The 15,153-nt window shown below is 50.1% G+C and carries 13 protein-coding genes; 3 read left to right on the top strand and 10 right to left on the bottom strand.

Features of this window, described 5'->3' with window-relative positions:
* Window positions 1-121 precede the first annotated feature (121 nt).
* A complete protein-coding gene (locus ACH5Y9_RS10130) occupies window positions 122-1,036 on the bottom strand; it encodes a helix-turn-helix transcriptional regulator (protein WP_445369516.1) in 915 nt (304 codons plus the stop codon).
* Between ACH5Y9_RS10130 and ACH5Y9_RS10125 the strand changes: the two genes are divergently transcribed.
* Window positions 1,025-1,846: a hypothetical protein gene (locus ACH5Y9_RS10125; RefSeq protein WP_445369515.1), complete on the top strand. Its 822-nt coding sequence runs from the start codon at window positions 1,025-1,027 to the stop codon at window positions 1,844-1,846. The two genes, ACH5Y9_RS10130 and ACH5Y9_RS10125, sit on opposite strands and share 12 nt — an antisense overlap.
* Window positions 1,847-1,988: 142 nt before the next feature.
* A complete protein-coding gene (locus ACH5Y9_RS10120; RefSeq protein WP_445369514.1) occupies window positions 1,989-2,417 on the top strand; it encodes a hypothetical protein in 429 nt (142 codons plus the stop codon).
* A 20-nt stretch (window positions 2,418-2,437) separates the two neighbouring features.
* Here the strand turns inward: ACH5Y9_RS10120 and ACH5Y9_RS10115 are convergent, their stop codons facing one another.
* Window positions 2,438-4,972: a DNA phosphorothioation-associated putative methyltransferase gene (locus ACH5Y9_RS10115; protein WP_445369513.1), complete on the bottom strand. Its 2,535-nt coding sequence runs from the start codon at window positions 4,970-4,972 to the stop codon at window positions 2,438-2,440.
* Window positions 4,973-4,993: 21 nt separating this feature from the next.
* Window positions 4,994-6,157, bottom strand: coding sequence for a cysteine desulfurase family protein (locus tag ACH5Y9_RS10110; protein WP_445369512.1), 1,164 nt, complete (start codon window positions 6,155-6,157; stop codon window positions 4,994-4,996).
* 147 nt (window positions 6,158-6,304) lie between these two features.
* Between ACH5Y9_RS10110 and ACH5Y9_RS10105 the strand changes: the two genes are divergently transcribed.
* Window positions 6,305-6,604 (top strand): HU family DNA-binding protein, encoded by a 300-nt coding sequence (locus ACH5Y9_RS10105; RefSeq protein WP_445369883.1) that lies wholly within the window; start codon window positions 6,305-6,307, stop codon window positions 6,602-6,604.
* 13 nt (window positions 6,605-6,617) lie between these two features.
* Here ACH5Y9_RS10105 and traN read toward each other — a convergent pair whose 3' ends face one another.
* Genes traN through ACH5Y9_RS10070 form a run of 7 tightly spaced genes read right to left on the bottom strand, consistent with a single transcriptional unit; the run spans window position 6,618 to window position 15,152 of the window.
* Window positions 6,618-9,392: a conjugal transfer mating pair stabilization protein TraN gene (traN, locus tag ACH5Y9_RS10100; protein ID WP_445369511.1), complete on the bottom strand. Its 2,775-nt coding sequence runs from the start codon at window positions 9,390-9,392 to the stop codon at window positions 6,618-6,620.
* Window positions 9,393-9,397: 5 nt separating this feature from the next.
* On the bottom strand, window positions 9,398-10,411 hold the full coding sequence (locus ACH5Y9_RS10095) for a TraU family protein (protein ID WP_445369882.1): 1,014 nt from the start codon (window positions 10,409-10,411) through the stop codon (window positions 9,398-9,400).
* A gap of 23 nt (window positions 10,412-10,434) precedes the next feature.
* A complete protein-coding gene (locus ACH5Y9_RS10090) occupies window positions 10,435-11,646 on the bottom strand; it encodes a TrbC family F-type conjugative pilus assembly protein (protein WP_445369510.1) in 1,212 nt (403 codons plus the stop codon).
* Complete coding sequence (gene lepB, locus ACH5Y9_RS10085) at window positions 11,633-12,199, bottom strand: signal peptidase I (protein WP_445369509.1); 567 nt, start codon at window positions 12,197-12,199, stop codon at window positions 11,633-11,635. Before lepB ends, ACH5Y9_RS10090 begins: the two co-directional genes overlap by 14 nt.
* Window positions 12,177-12,494, bottom strand: coding sequence for a hypothetical protein (locus tag ACH5Y9_RS10080; protein ID WP_445369508.1), 318 nt, complete (start codon window positions 12,492-12,494; stop codon window positions 12,177-12,179). Before ACH5Y9_RS10080 ends, lepB begins: the two co-directional genes overlap by 23 nt.
* Complete coding sequence (gene traC / locus ACH5Y9_RS10075; protein ID WP_445369507.1) at window positions 12,484-14,898, bottom strand: type IV secretion system protein TraC; 2,415 nt, start codon at window positions 14,896-14,898, stop codon at window positions 12,484-12,486. The genes ACH5Y9_RS10080 and traC overlap by 11 nt, the downstream gene beginning before the upstream one ends.
* Entirely contained in the window at window positions 14,895-15,152 is a 258-nt protein-coding gene (locus ACH5Y9_RS10070; protein ID WP_445369506.1) for an RRXRR domain-containing protein, read from the bottom strand. The genes traC and ACH5Y9_RS10070 overlap by 4 nt, the downstream gene beginning before the upstream one ends.
* Window position 15,153: the final 1 nt, after the last annotated feature.

The raw sequence follows: 15,153 nt of genomic DNA, 5'->3' as shown, positions 1-15,153 counted from the left end.
TTCTGAATTTGCTCAGCCTGGATTTTAAACCGGGCAGTAAACAAGCGATACCAGTCTAAATGCGTGACATTGACTTAGCCTATAACAGTTTAGCCATTCGCCGTAATATGTCGCATGAATTTTACAAATACTGAGCATGCGCTCTGGTCAGCATGCCTTGAATATCCTGCCGAAGTTCGATCGGTAACAGCACCTCAACCCGATCAGCTTCCCCCATAATCCACCAACGTAATTGCCAAGTATCCAGAACATCGGCAGCTAACCGCCTGAATCCTGATCCGTCAGCCTCGGAAACGGTTTGGCTGTCACTGAGCGGCGACTCTTGCAGTATTAAGGCCAAATGGTCACAGATCTTCGCTTCGAAATGAATGGGCGATGCTGAACCAAAATGGCCCTGACTTGCCGCGAATAGGTTTAAATCAAACGCTGGCTGCTGTCGACAATCCTCCGCTAAAAGTTCTAAAGCCTGCATGCGATGTAACGCATATAAGTACACATCAACATAGTCATTGGCCATGGCTGCCAAGTAGGTGATGGGGCCGCGTTGAATCAATCCTAAAGGGTGTAATCGGTATATTTTAGGTTCCGCATCGACTTTCTGTGTTGCTCGGTATGTCACGCGAAGTTGTTTTTCATTTAATAAGGCTTCATGCACGGCCACTAAAACATCAGGATCAATGTCAGGTGAAATGAAGGGTTGTGCTGGTTGAATCACGCAAATTTTTTCCGGCCAGTGGGTAATCTGGCTTTTCTTATGCAGTTCCAGGGTTTGCTGCGCTTTAAGGAAAATGTCTTGCAACGGACGATTCAGTAACACCGGCAACGATTGGCTCAGATAGCGCTCAACCATCACCAGAGACAAGGCTTCCGGCAAGGTAATGCCGCCCTGCGTGTGCTCATCCTTGCCTACCCAGCGATAGCCATGGGCCAAGCCTGATTTCGCTTCGCCGTTGCCATGACTGTTGTCGTTACATTCCAACTGCGGATACGTTTCCAGCAAGGATTTCATGTCGCGGCGGATGCTGTGCGTTTCCACGGCGTAACCTTGTTGTTGCAAATCATTGACGATGTCCCCAACGGTTTACGCAGAACTTTAGTTAAAGCAAATCGGTTGAGAGATATTTTTGTCGGCACTTCAGATGAAAACGAAATCTCCGATATGGTTACAGTGTTAGAACGGATTCTGAACAACCTGGCTGCGTGGGGAGAGAGTAACGCTCTAAACCCGGAAAGATTAGGAGAACTGTTAAATCAACAGGGACAACGGCAGCTCGAAGAGTTAAGCAGTTTGTTAGATGCCAATGAAATCGAACCAGCATGGGATTTACAGGCAGTCTATAACTCTTTAGTAACTGAACGAATTAATAGGGCTAGAAAACGCTCGTCAGACTGGTTGTCGTCAAGAATGCAGTTGGTAGAGGAACTAAATTTGTTAGATCTTGTTCAATGTGCCAATTTAGAAAAAGAACTTATAGAGGCTCCCGGATATTTATCTAATGAAGACCAAAGTAAAGTTGATAATTATTTGGTAGCAGTGAGGAAACGTTGCGCTGATCTAGCAGAAACACTTAGATTGTCAAAGTTTGAGGCTTGGCGAAAACAATTTCAATCATTGGAAAAAATCGATAATCTTACGAAGTACGACACAGAGCAGCTACTAAAGGCTTTAAATAATCCCCCTGTTGAATTAACTAAAGAAGAAAAGCAGTCGCTTCAATCAATTGAAGCGCAATTAACTACTCATATCGATCAAATTAGTATGGATGAAATACTAGGCAGAATAGAAAAGTGGCCTTTGACAATGCAAAGACAATTGATTCAAATACTTTCTGATCGACTGACTTAGTAGGTGTCCATTATTTACTTGCCGAAATTTTGCCTAGATTACCAAGTGAAATCAGGAAATAGTTTCTGGATGCTCACTTAGCATTTTTCAACTTGCTGTATTGCTGTTTTTTCGACTTAACGAAGGATGAAGATGCTTAGTCATGAACAAAAAACTTGATTTAAACAGATCGCATCTGCTCAAAGTATTAAAGTCAATTAGACCTGTTGTGATTGATTTGACAGGGACATTAGACATGGGAATGGAATGTACAATCGCTACAAAAGATGGAGTCGTTTATCCCGTTCCAGGAATGTTTTTGTTTTGTGGCGGAGATTGGCCTATAAAGAAGCTATCACCACCTGATGCAGGTTACGTGAAGGCAAGGAGTATCTTTTCTCTTGGTACAAGTGAAAACGAAGAAGATATGTTGCTTTTCACGGACGTAGAAGAAATGGAAGAGGCCTTCATTAATATGTTTGCGTTAGATGTTCGTTGGGAAGAAATGAGTGATAGTGATTTAATGGACTGGCAAGAAGCAATCTCTGCAAAAGGTATGGATCTAGTATCAATGTCTGCCGAAGATGAATAAATCGTCTGAAAACAGAGAGGTTACACATTTTTTGCAACCTGCCGTTTTCGCGGAACCTGCCGCCCTGAGTCAGCTATGACTAAATCCACATATTCTCTTTTTTGTTCGGGGCCGAAGCTGACATGGATAGGGCGATTTTCGCCATAAAAGTACAGCCGATCATATGGCGTATTTTCGCTAATCCAGTCTGCGACATCTCGCATGTTTTCATCGTCGACAATGAAATCAACCGCAGCGCCAAGTCTCGGACAAATATGGTTTTTCTTGCTGTTCAGTTCGTGCGCGGCATGTTGATCAAGTTTAGGCGCCACTCGTTTGTTGATGTGCTTACCCAATTCATGCGAACAAAAACCGTAGGTCAGCCTGACCATGCCAAAATAATCGATCACGGGGTCGATTATATTGATTGCCAGATCGTATAGCGCATTATAGCTATCGGCTTGTTTGGGGAGATTGGATATACCCGTAGCTTGTTGAGTTTCCCCGCATTCGATGAGTTGCCGATAAGTCAGATTGCTTCCACACAGCTCATCGAGATCAGGTATTGAACGACTACGAACCAGTTCAAAGCCATCAACTTCCCTGCGAGCGCCTGCTAAGGTTTGCCGGAACTGCTCTGGTTTTGGTCCATAACCGCTCAAATCAAATAGGTTTAACGCTTGCAACTGTTCATCAAAATTGAGTTGTTCAGCGTAGCGCGGGTATTCCTCGTTGATGAACCTTGATTTTAGATAGAGATTAGTCGGTTCAAATTCCTCGCCGTATTCGTATAGATCGAATGTTTGTTCACGGAGATTGATTTTGACCCGTTCTATCAAGCGTGGAATGGGTTGATTTTCAAAGTCGTCATAGCGCATCAAGCTTAATTTACCAGACTGAATATGGATTTTGATTAAATCCGTTTGTTCGATATCACCATACAATATCGTGGCGCAACCAATGTATATCCGCAGCAAAGCAGGCAGTTCCTGAACCATGCTGGTGTGCAGATGGAGAGCCTCGCCTTCATCCAGAAATCCTAGACCTTGCTCTGTCGCGTGTTGACAGGCTTCTGCAATGAGCTCGGCATTACTAATTTTGAATAAAATTGATCTGGCTGTTTCAATGGCATTTTGATAATCGCCGAAAAAGGTTTTAATGTCTCTTTGCAGCCCCGCCTCTAAATGTTTGTAGGGTTTACGTTTTGAAAAGGTCTGTAACGCAAAATAGGTAATTAAATCCTCGATTTTGCTTTGCCGAGCCTGTTCAAACAGCGCTTCTTCATTGTTGTCTAGTGTGAAGCGAATGGCTTTGCTGATACTGCCAAAGGCTTCTGTGAGTTCAATCAGAGAATCGATTTCCGATTTGTCGGGTAGCCGGCCGAGTTCCAGAGTTTTCTGCCATAACGGGTCGATAAGGTGTTTGTACGCCAGATACTTCTTCTCATTTCGAGACAGTTTTGGCTCAGACGGCGAAATAGGTCTATGCGATAGGCGTAAAACGTTGCGCTGGCTACGCTGCCGACCAAGCAAAAAGCGCTGTTCTGCATCTTGATTTTTAAATACAAAGAAGATGCCGGGGGCGACAGGGATAGCATCCGTTTCCAAGGTATCCGTTAAAAATTCTTTAAGCTCGCTTTGGGTAAAGTATTTTTGGAAGGTATTGCGCTGTGTAATGACGCCATCGTTAAAAGCCTGGCCTCTAAATGCATTCTGGTTGAATAGCATGGCTGAAACCACTAAGACATGTTTAGCCAGGTTATATGCCCCTATCAATGCATCCAGTCTTTCCTGATAGTTTTCGATGACATTGATCACAAATCCTAGATTAACAATATCAGCGAGTAGCTTTGGCTGCTCTGGAGCGTAATGCGGGTCCCAGCCGGATACCTTAATAGCATTATCTGATAGATTGCGTATGTCGTCGCCTTTGCCGCAACCGTAATCGAACACAGTTAATGATCCGTCTAAAAATCCGTGACGTGCTAGGCATTGCATCGGCGCAGATAAATTACTGCGAGAAAGAGCCGTGAGATGCCGGGCGATACTTTTGCTTTCATATGATTCAAACGTAAGGCTGTCAGTCGATTCATCGTTGCCAATCGGGACAAATTGGTAATCGATGATTTGAAAGCCCTTGTCGCGTATTAATGCATCCCAGGCTTGTTTGAAGCCGATTTTTATGGGATTTTCGAATAAGCCTAGCTGCTCGGCGGTCTCGGTTAATTGCTTGAATTGTTCGATGTTTGGTGTATCGCGGCCAAGTAATAATTCCTTGCGATGTAATATAGGCGGATTTAACGAAGTTTGATAACTACGTTTTTCGACTTTTTGCTGGGTAAGATCGATTCGAAAACTCGTCTCTAAAGCAGGAAATGGCTCTTCGAAGAAATTCGGGTACCATAATAAAGACAGCATACTTGATTTGCCATCGTATTTGATGACATTGTAATCATGGCTCGGTTTTAAATCGGCTAAGGCTTCAGCGGTCTTGATGGTCTCTTGAACCTCGGCAGCTTGTGATTCCGTGAGACTATAGTGCCAATAAACATTGGTTAGAACTTTTTTACCGAACATGCGGTTACGCCTTATTACCGTTTATTCCAATGCCAGTTTTCTTAAACGCGTGACTTCCTCACCAATGCGTTGTCCGGCCCATGTGATTTCTTCGATGGAAGTGTAGCGTCCAAAACTGATTCGCACTGCACCATATAGCCTATCCCCTTCAATGCCCATCGATCTTAAAACGTGCGATGCTTCGACTGCACCGCTGTTGCAGGCTGATCCGGATGCGATAGCCACTTCGTCTCTGAGCGCAATGATTAACGAATCGGCGCTAACGCTTTCAAAGCTGACATTAATGATATTAGGCAACTTGCACGCTTGGTTTCCGTTGAAATATACGCCGTCTAGTTTGCCTAGTTGTTCGGTAAACGCCTGTTGTAACGCTGTTGTGTGTTCATAATCAGCATCACGGACATTGTTGGCCAGTTCAAATGCTGTTGCTATGCCGGCGATTTGGTGCGTTGGCAGAGTGCCAGGTCGTAGTCCATGTTCTTGACCGCCTCCATGGAACAGTGGGGCGAGATGAGTTCCTTTTCGATTTCTAACATACAGGCAACCAACACCCTTTGGGCCGTAAAATTTGTGCCCAGAAAGCGAAAGTAAGTCGATTGGCGATTCGGCGAGATCAATTGGCAGCTTACCGGCACTCTGTGCTGCATCGACATGAAAAAAGACATCTTGCTGCTCAAGCGCTTTTGCGATTTGGTCAATATTCTGAATGTAACCTGTTTCGTTGTTGACATGCATGAGCGAAACCAGAATGGTCTCTGTCGATATCGCTGAGAGGACTTGATCAAGACTGATTTTGCCTTCTATATCAGGCCGCAGGTAGGTAACACTAAAACCGATCGACTCAAGATACTTGCATGTGTCTAATACAGCCTTGTGTTCACTTGCCGAGGTAATGATATGTTTTCCATTGCTCTGATAACCGAGTGCGATACCTTTAATAGCTAGGTTATTGGACTCTGTTGCACCGGATGTGAATAGTAGATCACTTGGCTTGCACTTCAAATAGCCAGCGATTTTAGATCTGGCGTTTTCAACCAGCTCACTAGCACGTTCACCAAAGCTGTGTTGCAACGATGCAGGATTTGCGAAGTTTCCATGTAATGTGAGGCTGTCACAAAGGGCTTCAACGGCCTCGAGCGCCATGGGGGTGGTTGCAGCGTAGTCTAGGTAAATCTGATTTGCCAAGATAATTGATTTGTTGTTGTTAGAAATAGGTCAATAATATAACCCTTCGCTTAGAATATGAAGTTAAGCAAAATTCAAATATTGTTAACTTACTTTCTGCAGCCGATTACCCAGTTGCTAAAGTTGTAACATATCTTATAAAAATCAATTTTTTATCTTCAACCTACACCTACTATGAACAAATCCGACCTCATCGACGCCATCGCCAGCCACGCCAACCTGACCAAAGCCGATGCCACCCGCGCATTGGATAGTATTACCCAATCCATCCAAACTGCACTGAAAGCTGGTGATTCCGTGGCTTTGGTCGGCTTCGGTACCTTTGAAGTGAAAGAACGTGCAGAGCGCGCCGGCCGCAACCCGCAAACAGGCGAAGCGATTACCATTGCTGCAGCAAAATTGCCATCGTTCAAAGCTGGCAAGGGCTTGAAAGACGCGGTTCAATAAGGTTTGGGCCGCATCATTGCGGCCCCATTCCCCAGCCTTCCAGTTCAGACTGCCGTTTGACCGTAGGGACGTCCAGATCGATCATCCGGCCTTGGGTACGAGTTAAGGTATCCTGTCGACCACTGGAGGCCGCGCCGTATTTTTGCGGATTGAGTCTGCTGCCCGTTCCGGTGAGTTGATCGAGATTCAGCATGGATGCCGCATTGGCGGCGGACGGCAAATGCCCGGTCTGTGCCAGAATTGCCAACCATTCATCCAGATTGACCTGAGTCCAATCCACCCTGTCCAGATCCGCAACTCTGATACCGGTGCAACTCGGACTTTCCGGCGTACCAAAATCCATGCCCAACTGCGGTTTGATTTGTTCGTTGAGGATTTTGGCCAATGGCGAGTTGTAGCAGCAGTAACTTTCCTTGCGGACCATGCAGACACCCAATACCTTGCTTTCACAATAGGTACCCAGATCCTTGCAGACTTTCAGTTGTTTCTTGGCGGCGAGTTCGTATTCCGGTTCCTCGCAGGAATAGACCATTTGGATAACCATGATGATGATCATCACGGCCGTATAAGCGGCCATCAAGGTACTGAGCAGTTGCCCTGCAACTGCCGCGCCGCCGCCTAATTGCACACCACCCGATTGCGCCGCCGGTGTCAGATTGCCCGCAGCATCAAAGGCTGCCTGGCCGCCAGCGCTAAACAAGGCATTACCGGCGGCTTCGCCAAAGGTCTGGCCTATCCATTCCGCTACCGACTTCATTAATTCGCCCTTCAGTGTATCCAGTAAACCTTGCGAAGCAATATCGCTGGTACTGAGCATGTCGGTGCCGACCAAGTCATTCACCGTCGAGGCAAAATCCGCCTGAAAACTGTTCCAGGCATCTCCGGCTAGAGTAAACGGGGTGCGCATGGTTTCCCATGCGCCTCGAATCGCCGAAGCGCTATCCATGGCCATCACCGCGCTGTCCATTTGACTGGTGGCGATCAGCAAATCAATGTAACGTCCCAGCCCCATCGCACCCGAGGGCGTTTCGCAACAATCCACCAGACTGAGTGCGCCGCCGACCATTTTGCAACTGGCCGGTTTACCCTGAAATACCTGACAGGTAGTCGGATCCTTTTGCTGCAAATCGGCATTGGCATAGTCACACTGTAAGTCCATCGCCATTTGCTGGGCGCTATTGAGTAAAGCCACCGCCTTGCTAAAATCCTGGCTTTGGGTGCGATTCACGCTGATGCACTCTTCGCCCATACAGAGGATCGGTCCGGCGCATTGCTGTTGGGTGTTGCTTTGAATGCCAGGAATGCCCACCGTTTGCCCGCAATCGTAGGTATCGACGCTGTCCCAGCAGGTGCCTGAAGCCAGTACACTGGTACATTGGCTTTTGATAAAGGCACAGCCCTGGGTTTCCAATGATTCACAGGTCTTATTGGGTATGCCGTTCGCCGGCGGCTGCAAGCAATGCGTGCCGGCGGTATCGGTCCAACATTGGCCGTACTGATTCAAATCGCAATGCCCTGAGGCCTGAATAGCCATGCAAGTATTGCGAATCCCTGACGAACTGGCCACCGGGGCTTGCGCCAAATCCGAGCCGCAGACCATGACTTGCGACGTAGGATCGACGTAACAACCCGACGCATTGGCCGGATCGTTCGTGCAACTCAACTGGCTGCCAGCTCGGCAAATGCCATCGCTAACCGCATTGGCCAGATTCTGGCAATTCGGTCCGTTCCAGCTCCATGCGTCCTGGGTGATCAGTTTCGACAGGTCGTAACGCAAGCGAATTCGGGCATAACCCTCGCCCATACCCCCGACGATGGTGGTTTGCTGGAAGACTTTGTGTCCGCTACTGGTAAAGGCATGACTCACATCCCGATTGGGATACTCCACCCAACTTTGCCCCAACTCGCAAGCCCCCCAGCCGCTGGCACCGGTGTAAATCAAATTGCCACCGAAAAACAAGCGGGTTTGATCGTCGTACACCACATGCTCCAGACGCGCACTGGTAATGGCTTCGGGATGCAGTACGTTGTAGGTCACCTGCCAGGTAAATACCCCGCAACCGGCGGACCAATAATTGTCGCCCACCCGACCAATGTACACATCCAGACAACCAGGGCCGCAACTCGACAAACCGCCAGTGCCCGACACAAACGTCAATAACGGCTCGACCCTGACCTCGTGGGTTGCCGTACAAGTTTGCGGTACCGTCGGTTGCCGCAGACACAGCTGATAATCCGGCACGCGTACCGATTGCAGGGTGTCGGTTTGGGTCGTGGTGGTTGTGCAGTCCGAGAACGACTGTGCCCATGGGGTAAAATCGGCAAACACCTGATCGCCGGCTTGCCAGAGCGGATCGGCATGTAAGTCCGGGTGCGACTGGTGAGCGTTATCGATCAAGGTGCGATAGGCTTCACCGGTGAAGCTGGTTTCGCCGTTCAATGCAGTCTGTGCGTCCAACCCGGCTGTGATCGTTCCGGGGTTGTTGCCATAAAGATCGGCAAAGTCTTGGGTCGTAGTCGTGGTGCTATGGGTATCCGGAAACAGCGTACCGATTGACATGGCGCTCTCCTGAGCCGTCCCCGGATTCAAGATCAGTGAACCATTGCCAGTATCGAGCGGAAATGAAAAACCGCCGAGGACTTGCTCGCCCAGTTGCTGGCCATCGCGTCCAGCTGCCTGAACCGCATCCGCCCAGGAGACACCATACGGTGTCCAGGCCATGGTTACGCACAACAAGGCAGACAGGATTTTATTGAATAGTGACTGATGCTTAAGTATCTGTTTCATAAACACTAATATCCGGAACAACAGTCGACCCACCTCCAAAGGAGGTAGAGATGATCTTCACCCGGTCCTGGATAAGTGCGACCCGCACCCCATTTGAAAGTAGTTTCGCCAATGGCGTGATTGGAGTCGGTTTCCGCGACCGGATAAAACATCGATAGCCGGTATTGCGATTTGGGAATGAAGGGATAGATATAGCCGCCGCACAAGGCATCGTTACCTGCCGTTTTCCAGGCCAACCCGCGTCGATGTAAAGCTGCCGTCGCCCGCGTGGCCAACAAGCTGGTGATGCGCGGATCGGTGCCGTAACTCGTCGGCGAAATCCCTGATAAGGGATACATATGCCCCCAAGCACCGGCACACCAGAACAACGCATCCAAAGGATTGCCGGTGGCTGCCGCCACGGCATCGGCAACACAGGCGGAAATGGCCACCGGATTGGCGAACAGCGCCGTTTCCGGACTGGTAAAAAACGCCAACAAATCGTTATTCCAGGTCGGGTCCAGTTCCGAGACATATAGCAAATCAAAATCCCGGTAGCCGTCACTGTTGCAGCGACCATCCCAGAACAGATCCAGCAAAATGGTCAGCGGAAATGCGAAGTAGTGGTAATTGAAAAACGACATCTCGCTGGCATCAAAGTCGGCTTTGCCGGTGGTGGCAATCAAGCGCACATTTGAAGCACTGAACTTATGCCCGCCCAGTGCTGGCGAGCACCAGGGATTGCGAACGATCTCAATCAACCGGGCCGGATTCCATAAGCCCATGGTCATGCCGAGTTCCGGAATGTTCATGCTATCGGTACAAAAACAAAACTTCTCGTCGGTAGCAATACTGGGCACATTGCCACCGCCCAGCGATGCCCCGGCTGCTCGAATCGGAAACAGACAGCTCCAGCAAATATCAGTGATCAGCTTGCCGGACCACAATTCGGCGTCCGAGCACAACGGGTCGACGCTATTGGTGGTGGTTTCAGCCGCTGTTACACTCGAGATCAACAGCCATAAAAAACCCAAGGCCATGATAGCCGTCCGCTGTAATCGTTTCATGATTTAGCTCCCGCTGTTGAAACAGGCAGCTTGCGTTCACGAACCAGTAGACGGTTACCCGATTGTTCGACGATAGCCGGTACTTGCTGTAATTGAAAACGACTGCGCACATCCGGCGTCAGTAAATACACCGGTGCCTGCAGCGTGGTTTCCAAACCCTGCAAGCTGTCCCACCCGGACTGACGCGGCAACGACGTGGCTAGATACATCACGCGGGCCTGTTTGTCCTGGCAGGACTGATGCTGAATTAGCTCAACTTGTGCCGGCACCGTGGCATCGAACACCTTCAGGCATAGGCCAAACGGCATTTTGTCCAACGGATTGACGGTTTGTCCGGCTCGGATGACCAGCTGTCCGTTGGGCGCTGCCAGATCGCGCGGGGCAGTGATAGTCAGATCCACTGTCCGGTCACGATCTTCCTGCGCGACTGGTAGCACTTCAAATTTTTGCTGTTCCCAGAACCGAGCGATGGCCTGTTGTTGCTTTTGTTTCCAGTCGATGGCCGCCATCCTGCGTTTGAGTTCTTCGAGCAAGTCGATTTCGGTAATTTCGCCAAGATCGCCCATAACTCCCAAATCACCCTGTTTGCCGGCTTTGAGTTGCTCGTCCAGCCAGGACAGGCTACTGACACCTCGCATCTGTAACCGGGCTTTACCTTCTTGTTCGACGACGATGTCCGGCACTGACGTCACTGACCAACGCTGAAAACGGGTGGGATCGATCACGATGTTGGGCAGCGGCTCGATGCCCTTCAGTATTCGTTTGAGGTCGGCCATCAATGCCGGTAGCTTTTGGCCGGGCTTGGGACCTCGAAACACCAGCAATACATCATTCCGGCCTGCGGCCTCTTCAAAGATGCCTTTCAGTACGGACTCACCCAGCGAGAAGGACACAAACAATAGTGTTAGTGGTTTGTCCGAAGGCGTTGTCGGCAGACCGCTTGCTACCGCTGTCGATCGTGTCGATAGCGCCTCTGTTTGGATCACCTGTGAGGCTTCCAACACTTGTTGCGCCTGGCGTTTCATGTCCAACTGTTCAGATTGACCGTTCAACCAGTCGGGACGAGACTGGCCTTCCAAGGCTTGCATTATGGCTTGAGAGCGTTGCAGCCAAGCTTCCTCTGCCTGAACCGTATGCGCACTGAACCAGCCAAACAAACAGACTGCCGATAGATGCCAAGGACGTTGAGTCCGATCAAAACAACGCATAGGCCCGTCCAATCACTTGATGATCGTAGACATAGCCCCAGTAACGTGAATCGAAGCTTTTGTCGGTTTGCCCCGTGACCCAATAGGCGGCCGGTGGAATGGTTTCATGGCGTTTGAAAGAGGAGGGGGCTTTGTTCAGTTTCTCCGTGAGTGGCAATCCATCGATAACCCGTTCACCGTTGACCGTGGTGTGCTGCGGATCGACGTGTATGGTGTCGCCAGTAACACCGGCGGCGATTTTGACGATGATCTGCCCATCATTGAAAAAGGGCGCCATCCGCTCGGCGCGAAAGGCAATCAAATCACCGCGCCAGATGTCTTTGTTGTGGGTGTCGATTAGGTAAATCCATTTGTCCGGCAGACAACGGTCGACCTGATCATCGCCACCGATTAAAAATCGTTGACCGATATAACGCTCCACGGCCAACACCAGCAACAAAATTGGTATCGCCTTGAGTAGAAACTGGCCTAATCGTTGGCGATTGGCACGGGGTGACGATGACGAATGAAACCGAGGCTTCTTCATACCGTTAGCGTCCGGCTTGTCGAACATAGACATCCTCCGGAGCAGCCACCACCGATGTAGAATCAATGACCAGATACCCCGCATCACTGAGTTTCTTGGCCTGAGCCTGCCAGTCATCGACGATCTTGGCCATGTGTTCCTGGTTGGCGTTGGGTGGAATGCTTTGAATCAGCTTGGCGCGATCAAGCACGAACACCGGCGTGACCAGATTTAGGCGAGCCAGTGGTTGTTGCAGTTGCTGTTGTGCAGCCAGCCAGCCGCCGATGCCGCCCAGACAAACTGCTATGAAAACGGTGCTGAGCCATTGCGATTTAGGATCCATAACTATTTTCCCTGGGTTTGCTGCTGCGGTTGTCGATGAGTTGTTGAATGGCATCACCCAAACTCAAGCCTTGCCGACGCAATTGCTTCAAGGCGTTGACGTCTTCGGGTTTGGTGGAGAACAGAATGCGTTTGTAAGGATCGACAATCAGTCGGCCAATACCGGAACCCATCTCGGTAATGAAAAAGATTTCTGAATACGCACCGGGCAAGGTATGCACGGTTTTGAGCAATTCATAGCCGCCATCCGATAGTGGCAGACGCCGATCCTGCTTCATACCTTCAATAACTTCAGCTTTCTGACCGAGCAAATACATATTGGCCGAGTTCTCGACAATGGCGCGGCCGGCAGCATTACGGTATAAATCGTTCACCGACTGGGTGATGGTTACCGCCGCGCCACCGTATTTTCGAAAGCGCCGGTAGCCGTGTTCCATGAACTTGGCGACATCGCCTTCGGTGAGTAGATCCCATGCTTCGTCGATGATGACGATTTTCGGTCGGTTGCGTTCACCGAGATACATTTCCTGCTGGATTTGGTAGATCAGCTGTAACAACACGACTTGTTGCAGATGTTTGCGGCCCTTGAGTTCCTCCAGTTCCAGTACGGTAAAGTCGTGGGTGAACTTGGCGTTGTTCTTGCCATTGAAGTAACGACCGTATTCGCCGCGGGTAGTAAAGGGAAACAACTGTTCGCCGACATCTTTTAAGCGTTGATCAGTTTCTGCGCAGAGTTGTCTGGCAATGTCGTCCACGGACATAGCCTGCGATTTTTCAGTCCAAAGTTGCTTCAATATGCGCTTAAGACCCGCGGTTTGGAAATCGGTCAGTTTTTCAGTGGGCGCCGCCATCTGGCTGACCAATCCCGCTAACATATCGGCTTCTTCCTCGAAGTTTTGCACGATCTCAAACGGGTTCATGCAGATGTTGGAACCGTGGGTGAATTTAACGAAATCGCCTTCCAGCACTTCGCAAAGGTTTTCATAGGAGCGGCCCACATCGATCGCCCAGATTTGCGCGCCTTCGGTCAGGTAGCTGACGATAATCTCGTTGGTCAGAAAGGATTTGCCTTTGCCCGATTCAGCAGCAATACACAGGTTGTAGTTGCCGGTGGTATCAAACAGCGATACCGCCATGTGTTCGCCGTTACGCGAAACAAAGTTCAATGTCGGCGTGCCAGTGCCCGCCCAATCGCCGAATAACGGTAGCAGTGGAATGGCGTGCCGGGTGGCCAAGGTGCGATAACGTTTCAAATTAGCAATCGCCGAACGCTCGGGGCCAAACGGCAAACAGTTCAGGAAAAACGGCAGGCAGAAATACTTGTCTTCCAGGAGTTGAAAACCCAGCTCTCGAAAATAGACGCGGGCATTGGATACCGCCGCCGCTTCTTCTTGTTCGTCGCAAAACAACAGCACCCCGAAATACGCTCTAATCGGCCGGTCGCCGTCCCGGTAGGCATCGAACAACACGTCGAAATGGTGTTTACGCTGCACCAACACCGGCAAAAATCGGGCAATGGGCGTATTGACCTGATTGGTGATGAATTGCCGCACGCCTTCCTGACGGGTGCGGGTTGATTCGGCATCTGGGTAATGCAGGGTCAGACTGAGCAAAGCATTCTGGCGAATGCCGCGAGTGCCGGACAAAATGTCGCCCAGATAGCTTTTGGCGCTGCCGAAGTAAAAATGGTCGGGGGTGCGTTTGGCGGACAAGGTCTTGACGCGCTTATGTCCCAGCCATAGACCTTTTTCATCGAGTTCGAGCGCGTTGTCGTAATCCAGCAATTGATCGCGGATCAGTTGGGTCGGATCGCATTCGGGGACCACCCGATCTTTCCAGCCGGCATCGGGCTGCCAGTTGAGAATCGTGTTCAGAATGCGCACATACTGATCGGCACCCAATAGTTCCGGATACATGCCGATGGTCGACAGTGACTGCTGGGTGGCCATTTGCAATTCACTGGCTCGACGGATGTCTTGTTCGCTGGGTCTGGGATAGGCCATCGGCAATTTGACCGTGACCAGAATATGGCTGCGCCGGAGGCGTGCCCCTGAAATCGCTTCTGGTGCCTTGGTGGTGCCTTGCCGCAAGAACTCGATACTAGCCTGGGTCATGGTTTTATAGGTCGGTTTTTGCTGTTTCAATCGCCGGGTTTGCATCACGGCCAGTGACTCTTCGATATCCGGCGAGGTCCACAGTGAAACCTGTAATAGCGTGTCGGGGGGCCAGTCCTGGTTCAGCAAGACATTGGCCCGCGCGGAGACGCTGGCATCGGCGCCGGTCATCGGCCGGCACAAAAAGCCAAAGCCAAGGCTGCTATCGGCCATCAAGAACAGATGATGGTCGTACTCATAAGCCAGTACCGGGAACAGTTGGTCGGCACGGGGGCGTTGGGCGGTGGTCATAACAGGAAATCCTCTTCGGAAAACAGCAGCAGCACTTCGACTGGACATTCCGGATCGAGACGAATCGTAAAGGGATGCCGGCACACCAGCGATACGCGGTGGTTGCGTTTCAACTGCCTAGCTCTGGCCGGATGGCAGGGGTTGATTGGCTGGCCGTTGGCGTCTTGAACCCTAACGGTCCGCTTATCGTGTGCCAATGAAGCAAGGCGGCGGTTGCCCGCCGCAGTCTCGGTATCAATCGTTGAACCGGTCATC

The sequence above is a fragment of the Methylomonas sp. BW4-1 genome (assembly GCF_052474385.1).
This window is presented reverse-complemented; position numbering and strand designations above follow the sequence as displayed.